Source organism: Couchioplanes azureus, from assembly GCF_014648355.1.
GTDB classification, from domain to species: Bacteria; Actinomycetota; Actinomycetes; order Mycobacteriales; family Micromonosporaceae; genus Actinoplanes; species Actinoplanes azureus.
Genome location: NZ_BMQY01000001.1, coordinates 888,237 through 906,073, shown reverse-complemented (window position 1 = coordinate 906,073; position 17,837 = coordinate 888,237). Strand labels below are relative to the sequence as shown.

At 73.2% G+C, this 17,837-nt stretch carries 15 protein-coding genes, 1 pseudogene and 1 riboswitch; of the genes and pseudogenes, 9 read left to right on the top strand and 7 right to left on the bottom strand.

The features are described from left to right. Positions 1-13: 13 nt before the first annotated feature. A riboswitch (SAM riboswitch) is annotated at positions 14-153 on the top strand. 10 nt (positions 154-163) lie between these two features. After that, positions 164-1,438, top strand: a complete 1,275-nt coding sequence (gene thrC, locus IEY99_RS04250) for a threonine synthase (RefSeq protein WP_189199424.1) — start codon at positions 164-166, stop codon at positions 1,436-1,438. Between the two features lie 199 nt (positions 1,439-1,637). Here thrC and IEY99_RS04245 read toward each other — a convergent pair whose 3' ends face one another. Then, positions 1,638-2,132 carry a hypothetical protein gene (locus IEY99_RS04245; RefSeq protein WP_229798099.1) on the bottom strand — a complete coding sequence of 165 codons (495 nt, stop codon included), beginning with the start codon at positions 2,130-2,132 and terminating at the stop codon, positions 1,638-1,640. Then, positions 2,129-2,701 carry a GNAT family N-acetyltransferase gene (locus IEY99_RS04240; RefSeq protein ID WP_189199422.1) on the bottom strand — a complete coding sequence of 191 codons (573 nt, stop codon included), beginning with the start codon at positions 2,699-2,701 and terminating at the stop codon, positions 2,129-2,131. Before IEY99_RS04240 ends, IEY99_RS04245 begins: the two co-directional genes overlap by 4 nt. Positions 2,702-3,054: 353 nt before the next feature. Here IEY99_RS04240 and groL point away from each other — a divergent pair, with 353 nt between their 5' ends. The 4 genes from groL to IEY99_RS04220 all read left to right on the top strand — a co-directional run bounded on the left by groL (position 3,055) and on the right by IEY99_RS04220 (position 7,741). Beyond that, positions 3,055-4,677: a chaperonin GroEL gene (gene groL / locus IEY99_RS04235; protein WP_189199420.1), complete on the top strand. Its 1,623-nt coding sequence runs from the start codon at positions 3,055-3,057 to the stop codon at positions 4,675-4,677. A 94-nt stretch (positions 4,678-4,771) separates the two neighbouring features. Continuing rightward, on the top strand, positions 4,772-5,629 hold the full coding sequence (locus tag IEY99_RS04230) for a winged helix-turn-helix transcriptional regulator (RefSeq protein ID WP_189199418.1): 858 nt from the start codon (positions 4,772-4,774) through the stop codon (positions 5,627-5,629). A gap of 40 nt (positions 5,630-5,669) precedes the next feature. Next, positions 5,670-7,451, top strand: a complete 1,782-nt coding sequence (locus IEY99_RS04225) for a glycerol-3-phosphate dehydrogenase/oxidase (protein ID WP_189200619.1) — start codon at positions 5,670-5,672, stop codon at positions 7,449-7,451. Continuing rightward, positions 7,448-7,741 (top strand): DUF4031 domain-containing protein, encoded by a 294-nt coding sequence (locus IEY99_RS04220; RefSeq protein ID WP_189199416.1) that lies wholly within the window; start codon positions 7,448-7,450, stop codon positions 7,739-7,741. Before IEY99_RS04225 ends, IEY99_RS04220 begins: the two co-directional genes overlap by 4 nt. A gap of 49 nt (positions 7,742-7,790) precedes the next feature. Here IEY99_RS04220 and IEY99_RS04215 read toward each other — a convergent pair whose 3' ends face one another. After that, positions 7,791-8,432, bottom strand: a complete 642-nt coding sequence (locus IEY99_RS04215; protein ID WP_373293279.1) for an HD domain-containing protein — start codon at positions 8,430-8,432, stop codon at positions 7,791-7,793. 331 nt (positions 8,433-8,763) lie between these two features. Between IEY99_RS04215 and IEY99_RS04210 the strand changes: the two are divergent. Continuing rightward, positions 8,764-10,405 (top strand): annotated as a pseudogene (locus tag IEY99_RS04210) (PrsW family intramembrane metalloprotease); the annotation flags it as partial. On the opposite strand, the gene IEY99_RS04205 reads toward IEY99_RS04210, so the two are convergent. Further along, on the bottom strand, positions 10,396-10,692 hold the full coding sequence (locus IEY99_RS04205) for a GroES family chaperonin (RefSeq protein ID WP_189200617.1): 297 nt from the start codon (positions 10,690-10,692) through the stop codon (positions 10,396-10,398). The pseudogene IEY99_RS04210 and the gene IEY99_RS04205 sit on opposite strands and share 10 nt — an antisense overlap. 132 nt (positions 10,693-10,824) lie before the next feature. Here IEY99_RS04205 and IEY99_RS04200 point away from each other — a divergent pair, with 132 nt between their 5' ends. After that, positions 10,825-12,081 (top strand): AI-2E family transporter, encoded by a 1,257-nt coding sequence (locus IEY99_RS04200; protein WP_189199410.1) that lies wholly within the window; start codon positions 10,825-10,827, stop codon positions 12,079-12,081. 55 nt (positions 12,082-12,136) lie between these two features. Here IEY99_RS04200 and IEY99_RS04195 read toward each other — a convergent pair whose 3' ends face one another. Continuing rightward, a complete protein-coding gene (locus tag IEY99_RS04195; protein ID WP_189199408.1) occupies positions 12,137-13,009 on the bottom strand; it encodes a hypothetical protein in 873 nt (290 codons plus the stop codon). A gap of 162 nt (positions 13,010-13,171) precedes the next feature. Continuing rightward, complete coding sequence (locus IEY99_RS04190; protein ID WP_505661147.1) at positions 13,172-15,244, bottom strand: ATP-dependent DNA helicase; 2,073 nt, start codon at positions 15,242-15,244, stop codon at positions 13,172-13,174. Between the two features lie 56 nt (positions 15,245-15,300). Here IEY99_RS04190 and IEY99_RS04185 point away from each other — a divergent pair, with 56 nt between their 5' ends. Continuing rightward, positions 15,301-15,807 carry a ribonuclease FAU-1 family protein gene (locus IEY99_RS04185; protein ID WP_189199404.1) on the top strand — a complete coding sequence of 169 codons (507 nt, stop codon included), beginning with the start codon at positions 15,301-15,303 and terminating at the stop codon, positions 15,805-15,807. On the opposite strand, the gene sigJ is transcribed toward IEY99_RS04185, so the two are convergent. Next, positions 15,790-16,671: an RNA polymerase sigma factor SigJ gene (gene sigJ / locus IEY99_RS04180; protein ID WP_229798097.1), complete on the bottom strand. Its 882-nt coding sequence runs from the start codon at positions 16,669-16,671 to the stop codon at positions 15,790-15,792. The genes IEY99_RS04185 and sigJ overlap by 18 nt on opposite strands. A 161-nt stretch (positions 16,672-16,832) precedes the next feature. Here sigJ and IEY99_RS04175 point away from each other — a divergent pair, with 161 nt between their 5' ends. Beyond that, a complete protein-coding gene (locus IEY99_RS04175) occupies positions 16,833-17,765 on the top strand; it encodes a PI-PLC domain-containing protein (protein ID WP_189199400.1) in 933 nt (310 codons plus the stop codon). The last annotated feature ends 72 nt before the right edge of the window (positions 17,766-17,837 follow it).

Sequence of the window (17,837 nt, the reverse complement as noted above, 5' to 3'; positions counted from 1 at the left end):
AGCACAACTGAATACCTCATCCAGAGGGGCTGAGGGATACGGCCCGATGACGCCCCGGCAACCACCGCGCTCGACTCGACGACGAGGCCAGCGCGCGGCAGGTGCTAATTCCGTCCCGGCGCCGGGTCCGCCCGCGCCCGGGAAAGATGAGAAGGAGCCTCGCATGACGTCGACCGTCGACGCCCCCGCCACCAGCCCCGCCCGCGCCCTCGTCTGCCGCGGCTGCGGCACGGAGTTCCCCCTCGCCGCCCAGCACGCCTGTTACGAGTGCTTCGGACCGCTGGAAGTCGCGTACGACGACGCCGCCCTCGCCGCCGTCACCCGGGAGCACATCGAGGCGGGCCCGCAGAACATCTGGCGCTACGCCGCGCTGCTGCCCGCCGGCCAGGACCCCGCCACCCGGGTCACCCTCGACCCGGGGCTGACCCCGCTGGTCGAGGCGCCCGCCCTGGCCGCGGAGATCGGGCTGCGCGCCCCGCTGTGGGTCAAGGACGACTCGGCCAACCCGACCCACTCCTTCAAGGACCGGGTCGTCTCCGTCGCCCTCACCGCCGCCCGGGAGCTCGGCTTCACCCGCTTCGCCTGCGCGTCCACGGGCAACCTGGCCAACTCCGTCGCCGCGCACGCCGCCCGCGCCGGAGTGCCGAGCATCGTCTTCATCCCGGCCGACCTCGAGCCCGGCAAGGTCATCACCTCGGCGGTGTACGGCGGCGACCTGGTGGCCATCGAGGGCTCGTACGACGACGTGAACCGGCTCTGCGGCGAGCTCGTGGAGACCGACGAGTTCGAGGACACCGCCTTCGTCAACGTCAACGTGCGCCCGTTCTACGCCGAGGGCTCCAAGACCCTCGGGTACGAGGTGGCCGAGCAGCTCGGCTGGCGCATCCCCGCCCAGGTGGTCATCCCGATGGCGTCCGGGGAGCTGCTCACCAAGGTGGACAAGGCCTTCGCCGAGCTGGTCGAGATCGGCCTGGTGGAGGCGCCCGAGGGCGGCTGGACGGTCTTCGGCGCCCAGTCCGCCGGGTGCAACCCCATCGCCGCCGCCCTGCACGGCGGCACCGACCGGATCGTCCCGGTCAAGCCGACCGGCATCGCGAAGTCGCTGAACATCGGGGACCCGGCGGCGGGCGCGTACGCGATCGAGGCGGTCCGGCGCACCGGCGGCTGGATGGACTATGCGGACGACGACGAGATCCGCGAGGGCATCCGCCTGCTCGCCCGGACCACGGGCATCTTCGCGGAGACGGCCGGCGGCACGACCGTGGCGGTGCTGAAGAAGCTCGTGGAGAGCGGCCGGCTCGACCCCGAGAAGGAGACGGTCGTCTACAACACCGGCGAGGGTCTCAAGACCATCGACGCGGTCGCCGAGCTGGTCGGTCCGACCCACCGGATCAAGCCCTCGCTGCGCGGGGCGCGCGACGCCGGGCTGCTGGGATAACACTGTGTAGCGAGCTATCTGCCGTACGTCAGGAATTCCTTCCCGCGAGGTCTTGCGCAAGGATCTCGGTGTCGGCAGGATGCTCTACGCGGGAGGACGCGACGCCGTACGTGGCCCCACCTTCGAGCTTGGCGACAATCTCTCGGGGCCCAACGACCCAGTGCCGGAGGCGCTGTGCGCGCGTCCTCCCGACCAAATCTCAGCGCCCGCGCAGCATCCTGCGGATCCAGGGGCGCAGTGCCACCTCCGGGTAACCGCCCTTGCCGAGTCCGGCGTGCCGCTCGAAGACGTTGCGGCTGCCGTAACTTCCGGTAGCCACCCAGGAATAGCCGCAGGCCACCCAGTACGCGGGCCAGAACAGCGGGCCGAGGACGGCGTACTGGCCCACGTGCCGGCTCTCGTGGGCGAGCAGGTCGGCGCGGTCGGCGTGCAGCAGCCACTCCGCGGTCCGCCTCGTGATGATCACCGAACCGACGGTGAAGCAGGTCGCGGGCGGCAGCCTGCGCCGGTATCCCTCGGCGACCAGGAGGCCGTCGGGGCCGCGGCGGATCCTCGCACCGGTGAGGACGGCGACGGCCAGGCCGGCCGCCGTGGTGCCGTTGAGCGCCGTGAGCAGGGCCCGCGCCAGCGGCCACCGGCGCGACGGCCGCCCCGGTCCGCCCGGTGGCCGCGGCGCCGGGACCCCGGTGGTCATGCCCGGCGACGCATCTGGAGCTCCTGGAGCCCCGGGACGACCGGGTGCGGCACCCGCACGCCGGTGTCCTCGAAGCCGAGTCGCTCGTACGCCCGGACCGCCCGGTCGTTGCCGATCACGACCTCGAGCATGAGCTCCCGCCGCCCCACCGACAGCGACCACTCGGCCACCGCCTCCACGAGGGAGGCGAGCACTCCCCGGCCCCGGTGCGCCGGTGTGACGTAGACCGCGAAGACCACCGTCGCGGCCGGATCCTCGGGGAGCACGGTGCCGCCGGCGTGACCGATCAGCCGGTCGCCCGGCCCGGCGCCGCCGCCGGTCCGGTCGTCCGGCCCGGCGCCGCGTCGAGGTGCCGGGTCGGCGACGAACTGGGCGAGCTGCACGCCCGACGAGGCCTGCACGATCCGGCGCCGGTAGTCGGCGTGCGGACGGGCCGCCGCCTGCGCCAGCGTCTCGAGGAACGCCAGCGGGCTGTCGGCCAGCATCTCCAGCCGCAGGGCGCGCATCCGGGCCGCGTCGCCGGGGGTCACCCGGTGCACGGTGAGTGCCGGCGCCAACGTGCTGGTCATGCTGCCTGCCTACCCGGTGACGTCGAACCAGGCAACCCGGACGCGGATTCCCGGCGGATCAGGCGACCCCGCGAGGGGCCCCGCGGGTGGTCGTTGTCCTTGCACTCGACCCACGAGAGTGCTAAACAAGTCCTTGGCACTCGCGCCACGTGAGTGCCAGCAGGTCGGGACGGTGGGGTCGCGGCCACGGCGCCGCCATCGGTGCCGGGGCACGGGACCGGTCGTCGCGGGCTATCCGGCTCGACCTGAGGACGTCGCATCGCCAGGTGGCGACGTCCGCAGCGTTTCCTCAACGTGCGGAGGGCGGGGCCGAGCAGGCCCGGCACCGCGAATGTCCAGGAGGACACAGCCGTATGGCCAAGATCATCGCATTCGACGAGGAAGCTCGTCGCGGCCTCGAGCGGGGCATGAACCAGCTCGCCGACGCCGTCAAGGTGACGCTCGGCCCCAAGGGCCGCAACGTCGTGCTCGAGAAGAAGTGGGGCGCGCCCACCATCACCAACGATGGTGTGTCGATCGCCAAGGAGATCGAGCTCGAGGACTCCTACGAGAAGATCGGCGCCGAGCTGGTCAAGGAGGTCGCGAAGAAGACCGACGACGTCGCCGGTGACGGCACGACGACGGCGACCGTCCTCGCCCAGGCGCTGGTCCGTGAGGGTCTGCGCAACGTCGCGGCCGGCGCGAACCCGATGGCCCTGAAGCGGGGCATCGAGGCCGCCGTGGCCAGCGTCTCCGAGGGTCTCTCGCAGCTCGCCAAGGACGTGGAGACCAAGGAGCAGATCGCCTCCACCGCGTCCATCTCCGCCGGTGACTCCACGGTCGGCGAGATCATCGCCGAGGCCATGGACAAGGTCGGCAAGGAAGGCGTCATCACCGTCGAGGAGAGCAACACCTTCGGGCTCGAGCTGGAGCTCACCGAGGGTATGCGCTTCGACAAGGGCTACATCTCGGCGTACTTCATGACCGACGCCGAGCGGATGGAGGCCGTCTTCGACGACCCGTACATCCTCATCGCCAACAGCAAGATCTCCGCGGTCAAGGACCTGCTGCCCGTCCTCGAGAAGGTCATGCAGGGCGGCAAGCCGCTGATCATCATCGCCGAGGACGTCGAGGGCGAGGCCCTGGCGACCCTGGTCGTCAACAAGGTCCGTGGCACCTTCAAGTCCGTCGCCGTCAAGGCCCCGGGCTTCGGTGACCGCCGCAAGGCCATGCTCGACGACATCGCCATCCTCACCGGCGGCACGGTCATCAGCGAGGAGGTCGGCCTCAAGCTCGACGCCGCCGACCTGAGCCTGCTGGGCCAGGCCCGCAAGGTCGTCATCACCAAGGACGAGACGACGATCGTCGACGGTGCCGGCAACGCCGAGCAGATCCAGGGCCGGGTCAACCAGATCCGCGCCGAGATCGAGAAGTCGGACTCCGACTACGACCGTGAGAAGCTGCAGGAGCGCCTGGCCAAGCTGGCCGGCGGCGTCGCGGTCATCAAGGTCGGCGCGGCCACCGAGGTCGAGCTCAAGGAGCGCAAGCACCGCATCGAGGACGCCGTGCGCAACGCGAAGGCGGCCGTCGAGGAGGGCATCGTCCCGGGTGGTGGCGTCGCGCTGGTGCAGGCCGGCAAGACCGCGTTCGACAAGCTGGACCTGACCGGCGACGAGGCCACCGGTGCCAACATCGTCAAGGTCGCGCTCGACGCCCCGCTGCGTCAGATCGCCGTGAACGCCGGCCTCGAGGGCGGCGTCGTGGTGGAGAAGGTCCGCAACCTCGAGTCGGGTCACGGCCTCAACGCCGCGAACGGCGAGTACGTCGACCTGCTGGCCGCGGGCATCATCGACCCGGCCAAGGTCACCCGCTCGGCGCTGCAGAACGCCGCGTCGATCGCCGCGCTGTTCCTCACGACCGAGGCGGTCGTGGCGGACAAGCCCGAGAAGGCGGCGGCCCCGGCCGGCGCTCCGGGCGGCGGAGACATGGACTTCTGAGTCCACCAGCCACACCGCAGACGGGCCGTCCCTTCGGGGGCGGCCCGTTTGTCATCGGGTCAGTTCCGGTCTGGAACGGGCTATGCTGGATGGCGTGCGACGGGTCGATCTCGCGGACGCGGACTGCGGCATCGCGCAGGCGCTCGGCGTGCTCTCGGACTGGTGGACGTTCCTGATCGTGCGCGACATCGCCGGCGGCGTGACCCGCTTCGACGCGTTGCAGCGGGAGCTGGGCATGAGCCGTCGCGCGCTCACCGAGCGGCTCGGCGGCCTGGTCGAGCACGGCGTGCTGCGGCGGGTGCCGTATTGCGAGCATCCGCCCCGATACGACTACCTGCTGACGGCCAAGGGCGAGGGGTTGCTGCCCGTACTCATCGCCCTGCAGGACTGGGGCACCCGGCACGTCATGGGTGACGGCTCGCTGACGGCGACGGCCGCACCCACCTCCGCCGAGGCGCAGCGGGTGCACCGCCTGGTCGGTCACCGCATCGCGCACCTGGCGGTCGAGGCGCCCACGGTCCTGTACTTCTTCCCCGGCGCCTACGCTCCCGGGACTCAGGGATATCCGCCCGGCTGGGCGGACATTCCGGGCGCCGGTGGCTGCACCCTGGAATCGACCACGTATGCCGCGCGGGCCGCCGACTTCGCCGCGCACGGCGTCGGGATCCGCGGCGTCAGCACCCAGCGGCCGGACCAGCTCGACGCGTTCGCGGCGTACGCGAAGCTGCCCTTCCCGCTGGTGTCGGACTCCGACGGCAAGCTGGCCGCCGGCCTGCGCCTGCCGACCTTCCGGGCCGGCGGCACCGACCGGTTCAAGCGCCTGACGCTGCTCGTCGACGCCACCACGACGATCCGCGCGGTCCAGTTCCCGGTCACCGACCCCGCCGGATCCGTCGCCGAGATGCTCGACATCGTCAAAATGCGAGCTGAGAAACATCCCTCTCCGGTGTGACCGCGGACGGCGCTACGGTAAGACCGTGCGTTCTCCCTCCGTGTCCCGGTATTCGGCCGGGCGGCTCTCGCCGGTCCGCCGCGTCGCCGACCTCAAGCGCCTGCGCGACGAGCAGTTCGACGTGCTCGTCATCGGCGGCGGTGTCACCGGTGCCGGGGCCGCCCTGGACGCCGCCTCCCGCGGCCTGAGCGTGGCCCTCGTGGAGGCGCGCGACCTGGCCTCCGGCACGTCCAGCCGGTCCAGCAAGCTGATCCACGGCGGCCTGCGCTACCTCGAGCAGCTCGAACTGCACCTCGTGCACGAGGCGCTGACCGAGCGCGGCCTGCTCACCAGCCGCCTCGCCCCGCATCTCGTGCGGCCCGTGCCGATCCTCGTCCCGCTCGAACCGGCCTCACCGCCCGCCCGGGTGTGGCACCGCCTCTACTACGGGCTCGGCGTCGCGGCGTACGACGTGTTCGCCGGCGTGTTCGGCTCGGGCCGTGGCATGCCGCTGCACCGGCACCTGACCCGCGACGGAGCTCGGCACATCTTCCCCAGCCTGCGCGCGGACCGCATCACCGGCGCGATCCGCTACTACGACGGGCAGGTCGACGACGCCCGCCTGGTGGTCAACCTGGCCCGGACCGCCGCCAGCCTGGGCGCCGCCGTGGTGACCAGCGCCCGGGTCACCGGCTTCATCCGCGAGGCCCGCGAGGTCGTCGGCGTACGGGTACGCGACCTGGAGGCGCCCGGCTCGCCCGAGATCGAGGTGCGCGCCCGCACGGTCGTGGCCGCCACCGGGGTGTGGAGCGACGACATGTCGCGCATGCTCAGCGACGTCGGCGTCCGCCCCGGGCTGCGGGTCCGCGCCTCCAAGGGCGTGCACCTCGTCGTGCCGCGCTCGGCGATCACCGGCGACGCCGGGCTGATCCTGCGCACCCCGACCTCGGTCCTGTTCGTCATCCCGTGGGGCGGACACTGGATCATCGGCACCACCGACACCGACTGGCAGCTCGACAGGTCGCACCCGGCCGCGTCCGCCCGCGACATCGCCTACCTGCTCGACCAGGTCAACACGGTGCTGGACCGCCCGCTCACCACCGACGACATCGAGGGCGTCTACGCCGGCCTGCGGCCCCTGCTCTCCGGCGAGGCCGACTCCACCTCGAAGCTGTCGCGCGAGCACGCCGTGGTCGAACCCATGCTCGGGCTGCTGCTCGTCGCCGGCGGCAAGTACACGACCTACCGGGTGATGGCCGCCGACGTCATCGACCGGGCGGTCCGCCGGCTCGGCATCGACCGGCCGTCCCGCACCGACCAGCTCCCGTTGCTCGGCGCCGACGGCTACCAGGCGGCGTGGCGCGACCGGCAGGACATCGCCCGCCGGCACGGCGTCACGGCGGGGGTGGTCGAACACCTGCTGGAGCGCTACGGCACCCTCTCGGTCCACCTGCTCGCCATGATCGCGGCCGAGCCGGCTCTCGCCACGCCGCTCACCGGCGCCCCCGAATACCTGGCGGCCGAGATCGCGTACGCGGCCACCGCCGAGGGCGCCCTGCACCTCGACGACGTGCTCACCCGCCGTACCCGGATCTCCATCGAGACCCCGCACCGCGGCGCCGAGACGGCCCGGCACGCCGCCGAGGTCATGGGTGACGCGCTGGGCTGGGACGAGGCCGTGCGGGCCCGCGAGATCGAGCACTACCTCGCGCGGGTCGAGGCGGAACGGCAGTCGCAGAAGATGCCCGACGACCTCACGGCGGACGCGGCCCGGCTCGGCGTCCCGGACGTCCGCGGGTATGCCGCGGACCGCGGGACGGATCTGCTGCACGTCGACCGGTGATCCTCGTCGACGAGCCGCGCTGGCCGGCCCGGGGACGCCTCTGGTCGCACCTGGTCAGCGACGTCTCGTTCGCCGAGCTGCACGTCTTCGCCGAGCTGCTCGGCGCGCCCCGGCGCGGGTTCGACCGCGACCACTACGACATCCCGGAATCACGCTTCGCGATGGCGTTGTGGCTCGGCGCGACCCTGGTGTCGTCCCGCGAGCTGTCCGCCCGCCTGCGCGAGGCCGGCCTGCGCCGCCCGAAGCACCTCAGCCGTCCCGGCCCGCGTCGGCCCCGGCCGGCGCCCTGAGCGCCGCCGTGCCGGCCGCTGCGGGGAGCGGCCCGGCGCTGTGCGCTGCTCAGCCGGCCAGGGCCCGGAGCTCCTTCTCCAGGTTGGCCCGGGCGCGGGCCTCCCACGCCTCGTGCAGCGGGGCGTGCCGGTAGATCGCCGGTAGCTCCAGCAGCGACACGAGGACCTGAGCCCGGGCCGCCCGGAAGGTGTCGTCCGGCACGTGCGCGTACTCGCGGCGGATGGCCTCGGTGTAGGCCGCGTACCGGTCCGGCTCGGCGGCCAGGATGGCGAGATCCGCGTCGCAGAGCAGCTCGCCGTCCGGGTCGTTCTCCGCGGTCGCGTGGCCGGCGGTCAGCCCGACCAGGCGCGCCACCTCGGCCGCGACCTCCGGCGGGGTGCCCAGCGTGGTCAGCAGCCCCTCCGCGAACTCGGCGCTGTCGCGCTCGTTGGCGTCGCCGAGGGCCCGGGGGTCGTAGATCGCGTCGTGCATCCAGGCGGCGAGGCGTACCCGGTCCGCAGCGGCGGCCAGGTGCGCGTACTCGTCGACCACGTCCAGCACCGCGGTCAGGTGGCTCACGTCGTGGTACTGCCGCTGCGGCTCCGACCAGCGGCCGAGCAGGTAGCCGCCGGCGGCCTGGAGATCCGGCTCCGCGGCGGACGCTCCGGCGCCGCGGGCCGCGGCCACCCAGCGGTCGAGAAGAGTAGTCACGGCCGCCATCCTGGCACGTGGTCTTGATCCGTTGCGCGGCCGTGGGGCCGCCGGGGGCGGGACGGGGTGGCTACGCTGGCGGCATGGCCGATGAAGCTCCCGGAGGATCGCCCGACGCGGCGCCGCACCCGGCATTCGGGGCACATCCGGGCCCGGCGCAGCCGGTGACCGGTCCCGCCGCTCCCGCCGAAACGGCCCCGCTCGCCGCCGCCCGGCCGGCCCCGTCGGACGCCGCCCAGCCGGCCCCGCTCGCCGCCGCCCGGCCGGCTGCGTCGGATGCCGCCCGGCCGGGGCCGTCGGACGCCGCCCAGCCGGCCCTGCTCGCCGCGGCCCAGCCGGCCGCGTCGGACGCCGCCCAGCCGGAGCCGGGCGACCCGGGCCACCGGCCGCCGGATCTCGCGCACCTGCCGCCCATGCCGGGCCGCCCGGCCGGGTGGCGCCGCTGGCTGCCGCTCGTGGGCATCATCGGCTTCATCGCCGTCTGCGCGGTCGCGATGCTGGTCATCCTCGGCATCAGCAACGGCCCGGTCGGCCTGGTCGTCGGCCTGACCGCCGCCATCCTGCCGGTGCCGGTGCTGGTCAGCTGCTTCCTGTGGCTGGACCGCTACGAGCCGGAGCCGATCCGCTACCTGGTCTTCTGCTTCGCCTGGGGCTCGGCCGTCGCCACCCTGGTGGCCATCGGCGTCAACAGCGGGGCCGCGTGGGCCTTCGACAAGCTGGGCCTGCCCGAGGCGCTGGTCGCGGTTCTCGTGGCACCCTTCATCGAGGAGTCGATGAAGGCGCTCGGCCCCTTCCTGCTGTTCTGGCGCCGCCGCCGGGAGTGGTCCGGCATCACCGACGGGATCGTCTACTGTGGCCTCTCCGCCCTCGGGTTCGCGATGGTGGAGAACGTGCTCTACCTGGGCGGCCACGGCTACGCGGCGGGCGCGGACCAGTACGGACCGGCCACCGGCGTCCAGAACCTCTTCTTGATCTTCATCGTCCGCATCCTGTTCACCGGCTTCGCGCACCCGCTGTTCACGGCGATGTCCGGCATCGGCCTGGGCGTCGCGGCACGCTCGGCGGACCGCCGGGTGCGCTGGCTCGCGCCGATCGCCGGCCTGCTGCTCGCGATGATCCTGCACGGGCTGTTCAACCTGCTGCCCACGCTCTCGGTGGCGACCGGCGAGACCATGATCATGCTGTACGGGTACCTCGGCTTCATGGTCCCGTTCTTCTTCGCGGCGCTGGGCTTCGCGATCGCCTTGCGCGGCTACGAGGGGCGGCTCAGCGAGCGGATCCTGCCGTACTACGTGCGGGCCGGCTGGCTGTCCCCGCCGGAGGTGGCGACGCTGGGCAGCCTGGGCCGCCGGCATTCCGCCCGGCAGTGGGCGAAGCGGGTCGCCGGCGAGCCGGGCCTGCGGGCCATGCGCGGCTTCCAGTCGGCGTCCACGCAGCTCGCCCTGCTGCGCGACGGCATGCAGCGCGGCCTCCACCGCGGTCCCGACGAGCTGCGCCGGGCGCAGGACGAGGAGCGCAAGCTGCTCACGGACATCTCGGGCTACCGGTCGGTCTTCGTGGGCCGCGACCCGCGGATGCCGCACGCCTTCTGGGACGGGGCCAGCTACCAGATCGCGTTCCCGGACGGCGTGACCCGCACGGTCAGCCCGCCGGACGAGCCGGTCGTTCCGGTCCCGGTGCGCATGACACCCCCCACGCCGGTGTACGCCGGCTACGGCGCGCCACCAGGCTTCGGCGCACCGCCGCCCGGCTACAGCGCGCCGCCCGGCTACAGCGCGCCGCCCGGTTACGGCCCGCCGCCGGGCTACGGCCCGCCGCCCGGCTACGGCCCGCCGGGTTCCGGCCCCCCGCCCGGTTATGGGCCGCCGCCGGGCTATGGGCCGCCGGGTTCCGGCCCCCCGCCCGGTTATGGGCCGCCGCCGGGTTACGGCCCGCCGCCTGGGTATGGCGCGCCGCCCGGTTACTACAGGTAGAGGCCGGTCCCGTCGGACTCCACGCGGCTGGCCGCCACCGCGTGCACGTCCCGCTCGCGGAGCAGCACGTACTCCTTGCCGTGCAGCTCCACCTCCGCGCGGTCCTCGGGGTCGAACAGGACCCGGTCGCCGACGACGATGGACCGCACGTTCGGCCCCACGCCGACCGCCTTGGCCCAGGACAGGCGGCGGCCCATCGAGGCGGTGGCGGGAATGACGATTCCGGCGCTCGAACGACGTTCCCCTTCGCCGCCGTCGAGCCGCACGAGGACGCGGTCGTGCAGCATGCGGATGGGGAGGCCGGCCTCGGTCTGGGTGTCGGTGCTCACGGCAAGGACGGTACGCCCCGTGCCTGCCCGGAACGCGTGCCGGTCTCGACTACGGTGAACCGCGTGTCGACGGGCAAGGAGGTTGAGCGGTTGAGCCGCTTGCAGCGAGTACGGGCCAACCTTCGCAAGGCGTACGAGGCGGGCCGCGAATCCGTGCGGACGGCCCGGGTCGAGGCCGAGCGTCCGGCCGACGAGCCCGAGGCCGGGTACGAACCCCCGCCGCCGGTCGTCGAACACCACTCGACGACCAGCAAGGACGACGACGAGGTGCCGCACTCGCTGCGGATCGCCGCCGCCTGGTCGTGGCGGCTGATCGTGGTCGGCGTGGTGGGCTGGGTGCTGGTGCGCTTCATCGGCACGATCAGCATCGTGGTGGTGCCGCTGGCGATCGCCCTGCTCCTGTCCGCGCTGCTGGCCCCGGCCGTGGGCTGGCTGCTGAAGCTGCGGCTGCCGCCGTCGCTGGCCACCTTCCTGGTGCTGATCTGCGGGATCGGTGCGGTCGCCGGCACGCTGACCCTGGTGGTGAACCAGTTCGTCGACGGGGTGCCGCAGCTCACCGAGAACGCCAGCCAGGGCATCCAGCAGATCCAGGAGTGGGCCCGCAACGGGCCGCTGCACCTCAACGACGACCAGGTCACCCGGGCGATCGAGTCCGGCCGCGACTGGATCGACTCGCACACCTCCCAGCTCACGGCGACCGGCTTCGCGACCGCGGCCACCCTGGCGGAGGTCCTGACCGGGGCGCTGCTGGTGATCTTCGCGACCTTCTTCTTCCTGCGCGACGGCCGCAAGATCTGGCGCTTCCTGGTGCGGCTCTTCCCGGTCGCCGCCCGCTGGAGCCTGTCGGACGCCGGCGACGCCTCGTGGGCGACGCTCGGCTCCTACGTCCGGGCGACCGTGCTCGTGGCCTTCATCGACGCGGCGGGCATCGGCCTGGCGCTGGTGATCCTGGACGTGCCGTTCCCGTTCCCGCTCGCGGCGCTGGTGTTCCTCGGCGCCTTCATCCCGATCGTCGGCGCCAGCGTCTCCGGCGCGGTGGCGGTCCTGGTGGCGCTGGTCGACCAGGGCTGGATCGTCGCCCTGATCGTGCTCGGCGCGGTGATCGTGGTCCAGCAGGTGGAGGGCCACATCCTCCAGCCACTGATCATGGGCCGGGCGGTGGCCATCCACCCGCTCGTCGTGATCATCGGCATCGCGTCGGGGGTGGTGCTGGCGGGCATCGTCGGCGCGCTGGTCGCGGTGCCCCTGATCGCGGTGCTGAACACGGGCATCCGCCGGCTGGCCCGCCGCCGCCCGGAGATCCCCCCGGACGCGGTCGTGGTCACCGCCGGCGACGTGCACCCCTGACCGGAGACGGTCACCCCGCTGACCCGCCGCACCAGGGGTGACCGGCCGTCGGCGACTAGCGGTTGAGCAGGTCGTACGTCTTCTCGGGCGCGTCCCGGATCTCACCCTGCGGCTTGGTGGTCGGCTTGGCCGCGCCGTAGTCCTTCAGCTCGACGACGCGCCGGTGTGCCGGCGCGTCCGTGGTGGCGGGCAGGTCCACGGCCAACCGGGTCAGCCGGCGCCGGCCGTCGAGGGTCGCCTCGAACGGTACGGTCCTGGCGGCGCTCCCCATGGCGGTGATGTCCGACTGCAGCCAGGGCGTGTTGTGGAGCGGTACGGCCGACAGATCGACCGTTCCCTTGATCACATCGCCGGTCCGCTGCGCGGTCACCACCGTGCTGAGCATCGCCGACGCGCCGCTGATGTCGGGCTGGTCGAGCCGCATCCCGCGGCTGCGACTGTCCGGCTTGATCTTGGTGGTGTCCACCCGCATCCAGAACTTGCCGCTGAGCGCCTCGTACACGGAGCGGAAGTCCGGTGGCAGATCCGCGAGGTCGACCCGGTCTTCCTTGGGCGTCTTGACGAGGAGCAACCGGTACTGCTTTTCGTCGACGAGGCGCACCTCCATCCGGCTGTCGCCGTCCTCCTTGTCCGGGGACGTGACGACGAGGGAGGCGCTGCGGCTCGGGAGGTGCATGGTGCCGGTCGTCTTCTCCTCGTGCCCGGTGGCGGTGAAGACGAAGTTGCCCTTCTGCAGCTCGGCCGCCGCGGCGGCCAGGTCCGCCCGGGCGCCGTCGGCCGCGGCGGCGCCGCCCGCGACGCTGCCGCTCGCGGCCGGGGCGCCGGTGGCGCCGGCCGTCGTGGAGTCGCTTCCGGCGCAGCCGGTGAGTCCCAGGCTCAGGACGGCTATCGCCGCCATGGCGTGCAGTGGCCCCCGTGCAAGATTCATGTCTGTCGTGCTCCGTGCTCGTCCGGCGAGATGGCCGGTGGATTGGTCGCCGGACGATAGCCGGTTCTCCGGCGTCGAAGCCGAACAATATTCGCGGGCGTGACCTTGGCTACTCGCGCCGCGGCGCGGGCAGGTGGGCGGGCGGCCGGCGGGTCCTCGTGGTTATCCGCCGGCGAGGCGGCGGAGGGCGCCGAGGGCCACGTCGGGCCGGGTCGTATACCAGAACGGGGGCAGGGACTTGCGGAGGAAGGCGCCGTAGCCGCGTGCCGTCTCCAGCCGGGAGTCCAGGACCGCGACGACGCCCTTGTCCGCCGTCGACCGGATCAGGCGGCCGACGCCCTGGGCCAGGCGCACCGCCGCGATCGGCACGCTCACCGAGGCGAAGCCGGAGCCGCCCGACGCGTCGACCGCGGCGGCGCGGGCGGCGGCCAGTGGCTCGTCCGGGCGCGGGAACGGCAGGCGGTCGATGACGACGAGCTGGCACGCGTCGCCGGGCACGTCCACGCCCTGCCACAGCGACATCACGCCGAAGAGGCAGCTCTCGCGCTGCTCCTTGAACTTGCGGACCAGGATCGGCAGCGTCTCCTCGCCCTGGAGCAGGACCGGGAGATCGGTCTTCGCGCGCACCAGCTCGGCGGCCTGGGTCGCCGCGCGGCGGGACGAGAACAGGCCGAGCGTGCGGCCGCCGAGGGCCTCGATCAGCTTCAGCAGCTCCTCGCCCGCGAGCTCCGGAAGGCCGGAGGCGGCAGGGCGGGGTAGGTGCGCGGCCACGTAGAGGATGCCCTGCTTCGGATAGTCGAAGGGGGAGCCCACGTCGAGGGAGCTCCAGCCGTCGCCGGACGCCGGCGGCGCGTCCGGGCTCAGGCCGGCGCCGGACCGGGCGGCCGGAACCGGCCCGGCCGGCCCCTTGTCCTGAGCGCCCGCCGCGGGCGCGGGCAGCCCGAGAGTGCGGGCCACGGTGTCGAAGCGGCCACCCAGGGTGAGGGTCGCCGAGGTGGCGACCACCGTGCGGTCGTCGTACAGGCTGGTAGCCAGCGTGCCGGCGACCGAGAGGGGCGCGACCACCAGGGCGCGGCGGCCGTTGCCGAGGTCGTTCTTCTCGACCCAGGCGACGTCGAACTCGGACTCCTCCAGGAGGCGCTGGGCGGTGGTGGAGAGCTCGTCGAGCGTGGCCTTGGCCTGCTGCTTGCGGACCGGGTCGGGGTCGTCGGACTTGATGTCGCCGATGGCCTCGAGCGCCGCGCGGGTCGCCGCGTCCACCAGCAGCACGGCCTGGTGCAGCAGCGGGGGCAGGCCGGTGGTCAGCCGGCCCGGCGGGATGTCCGCCAGGCCCACGATCAGGGAGTCGGCCGCCGCCGCCAGGGACTCGCCGGCGGCCGGGGGGATCAGCGGGCGGGCGCGTTTCGCGGCGCGTTCGACGGCCTCCGGGGTCAGCTCTGCCTGGGCGGCGGAGGAGACCCGGTCGGCCAGCTCGTGCGCCTCGTCGACGATCAGCAGCTTGTGCGGCGGCACGATGTGGCGGTCGGCCAGCATGTCGACGGCGAGCAGGCTGTGGTTGGTCACCACGATGTCCGCCTCGCGGGCCCGGGCCCGGGACGCCTCGGCGAAGCACTCGGCACCGTACGGGCAGCGGGCGGCGCCGACGCAGTCGCGGGCCGGCATGGAGACCTGCCGCCAGGCCGTGTCGTCGACGCCCGGGTCGAGCTCGTCCCGGTCGCCGGTCGCCGTCTTCTCCGCCCAGTCCCGCACCCGCTGGATCTGCTTGCCGAGCCGGCCCGCCTCGCCCAGCCACTGGGTGGCGCGGGCGGGCGCGTCGTCGAAGAGCGTGTCGGCCGGCTCCTCCTCGTCGGCGTGCTCGAGCTTCGCCACGCAGAGGTAGTGGTGGCGGCCCTTGAGAACGGCGAACGTCGGGCGGCGGCCGAGGAGCGGCTCGACGGCGTCCGCCAGCCGCGGCAGGTCGTGCTCGACGAGCTGGTTCTGCAGCGCCAGCGTCGCCGTGGAGACCACCACCGGGCCGTCGACCAGCAGTGCGGGAGTCAGGTACGCGAGGCTCTTGCCGGTGCCCGTCCCGGCCTGCACGAGCAGGTGCTCGCGCTGCCGCACGGCCCGCTCGATCGCCGTGGCCATGCGCTCCTGACCAGGGCGGGAGGCGCCTCCGGGGACCGCGCCGACCGCGGCGGCGAGGAGGTCGGAGGCGGCGGCGGTGGTACGGCGGGACCTGGCGGGGGCAGTCACGTCGAAGACCGTACCCGCCACCACCGACGAAACCGGCGCACCGCTAGGGTCTTGTCATGCCGAGCGAGATGGTCCGGGTGGTCTACACCAAGTTCGACGGATCCGCCCATCGGGACTATCCGGCACGCCGGCTCAACGAGGACGACCTCGGCGTCTGGGTCGGCGTGACGCGGGGCACGGCGTCGGTCTACCACGGACAACCCTCGGTGGAGCAGATCCCGTTCGTGCTGCTCATCCCGCACAGCGCGTGGTGGACCGGGATGTTCAACCCGCCGCCGCGCACCAGCGAGGTCTACTGCGACATCACCACCCCGGCGCGCTGGGAGGATGACACGGTCCACATCGTGGACCTGGACCTCGACGTCTCGCGCCGGCGCGACTCGGGGCTGATCGAGCTGCGGGACGAGGACGAGTTCGAGGACCACCGGGTCCGCTTCGGCTATCCCGACGACCTCGTCGCCCAGGCGCATGCCGCCGCGCGGCGCCTGGTGGTGGCCCTCGGCGACGGCACCGAGCCGTTTGCTTCGGCGTACCGTAAATGGCTGTCAACGGTTCACGACTGAGCCGAGCTTCGCGGGGTTGAGCTGGTTGTAGAGGGCCGTGATGCGGCCGTCGGCGACGGCCACCGACAGCACCGAAAGCAGGTCGCGGCCGTCGGCGTAGCGGCCGGTGACCAGCACTCCCGCGTCCCCGTTGACCAGGACCGGCTCCGCCGTGGTGCCGGAGGCCTCGCGCATCAGCCGGCCGAAGATGCCGACCCAGAAACGTGCCACCTTGTCGCGGCCGAGGATGGCGTTGCGGCCGGCGCTCACCACGCCGCCGCCGTCGCCGACGGCCACGACGTCCGGCGCGAGCACCGCGGCGAGGGCCTGCATGTCGCCGCTGGCCGCCGCGGTCAGGAACGCCTCCAGGACCTTGCGCTGCTCGGCCAGGCCGGCGGTGTGCCGGGCCTGGCCGTCGGCGACCGCCCGGCGTCCCCGGGACGCGTGCTGGCGCGCGGCCGCCGGGCTGGTGTTGAGCACGGTCGCGATCTCCTCGAACGGCACCGCGAACGCGTCGTGCAGCACGACGGCGACGCGCTGCTCCGGGCTGAGCTTCTCCAGCACCACGAGCAGGGCGAGGCTGACCTCCTGCCGCTGGGTGACCCGCTCGGCCGGGTCGTCGAGCCGGGAGACGACCGGCTCGGGCAGCCACTGGCCGGGATAGGCCTCGCGGCGTACCCGTGCCGACCGGAGCACGTCCAGGCAGATCCGCCCGGTGATCGTGGTCAGCCAGCCGCGCAGGTCCCGGATGTCGTCGCCGGAGTCGCGCGCCCGGTGGTAACGCAGCCAGGCCTCCTGCACGGCATCCTCGGCCTCCGCGCGGCTGCCGAGCATCCGGTACGCCACCGCGAGCAAGTGCGGTCGTTCGGTTTCGAACTCGTCCACTACCGCCGGATCTCGTTTCGGTTTTCCGGGTCGGTCGAATGCGGACGGCATGGAGGAATTCTGCGCGACATTGCCCGGCCGCGGGTGTCACGTGTGACACAGTGGTTGGCACTATAGGGTCATTTGACCCGATTTGCTGGCCGAGGGACGGGGGTAGGACAGTGGCGGACAACGTGGCGACCCTCCTGGGCGGCCTGGCCGGCCTCGCCGGAGCCACCGGCGTGACGACCCTCGGGATCGCGGTGGCCCGCCGGCCCCGCCCGTACCTGCCGGCCGGGCACGCGCTCGCCGACGAGCGGGTCGCCGACCCGCTTCCGGACGTGCTGCGGCGCGGGCTCTCCGGGGTGTCGGTCCGGGTACGGCCCGGTCCGCACGGCGAGCTCTACCTCGGTCCGGGCGTGCCGCGGCCCGGGCGTACGCTGCGCCGGCTCGTGCTCAGCCCGCTGTTCGCCCGCGCCAAGGCCCGGGGTGGCCGGCTCTGCCGCGACCAGCGGGTGCCGTTCCGGTTGATCGTGGAGTTCACCGGACCTACCCGGGACGCGGAGACGCTGCTGCGGGCGTACCGGATGCTCGACCAGCAGCTGCGTGACCACGCGCCGCTGCTCAGCCGCTGCGTCGACGGCAAGCTGGACGCGGGCGCCGTCACCGTGACCGTGGCGGGCATCGTCGACGCCCGGGAGCTGCTCGCGACCGAGCGCGAACGGTACGCGTTCGCCGACGGCTCGTTCGACGACATCGGCTCCGTCGCGGCCCCGCCCACCCTGGTGCCGATGGTCAGCGAACAGTGGGCCCGGCGCTTCGGCTGGGACGGCTGTGAACCCATCCCGGCCGAGGAGCGGCACCTGCTGCACGCGCTGGTGCGCTCGGCGCACGAGGACGGCCGTACGGTGCGGATCTCGGGTCTGCCGTCCGGGTCGCGGCGGGCGCGGCAGGCGGTCTGGACCGAGCTGGGCGAGGCGGGGGTGGACGTCGTCGCCGACACCGATCACGCCGGCCTGGCCCGGCATCTGCGCCGTCATCCGGTGCGCCGGCCGCTGCCGGCGGTGCGCCGGCCGACGCCGCAACCGCGCCGGGATGTGGCACAGATCGTATAAAAGATCCACGAACTAGGCGGGCAAGGTTAACGCTAGATGAACGCGTACTGAACTGCTGCTGAGCAGGGGTAG

Excerpts from the sequence above, each read along its gene's own strand:
- IEY99_RS04205 (WP_189200617.1), bottom strand. The coding sequence starts at position 10,692 with ATGCTGCACGACCGCGTCCTCGTGCGGCTCGACGGCGGCGAAGGGGAA.
- thrC (WP_189199424.1), top strand. The coding sequence starts at position 164 with ATGACGTCGACCGTCGACGCCCCCGCCACCAGCCCCGCCCGCGCCCTC.
- IEY99_RS04185 (WP_189199404.1), top strand. The coding sequence starts at position 15,301 with ATGCCGAGCGAGATGGTCCGGGTGGTCTACACCAAGTTCGACGGATCC.
- IEY99_RS04195 (WP_189199408.1), bottom strand. The coding sequence starts at position 13,009 with ATGAATCTTGCACGGGGGCCACTGCACGCCATGGCGGCGATAGCCGTC.
- groL (WP_189199420.1), top strand. The coding sequence starts at position 3,055 with ATGGCCAAGATCATCGCATTCGACGAGGAAGCTCGTCGCGGCCTCGAG.
- IEY99_RS04245 (WP_229798099.1), bottom strand. The coding sequence starts at position 2,132 with ATGACCACCGGGGTCCCGGCGCCGCGGCCACCGGGCGGACCGGGGCGG.
- IEY99_RS04240 (WP_189199422.1), bottom strand. The coding sequence starts at position 2,701 with ATGACCAGCACGTTGGCGCCGGCACTCACCGTGCACCGGGTGACCCCC.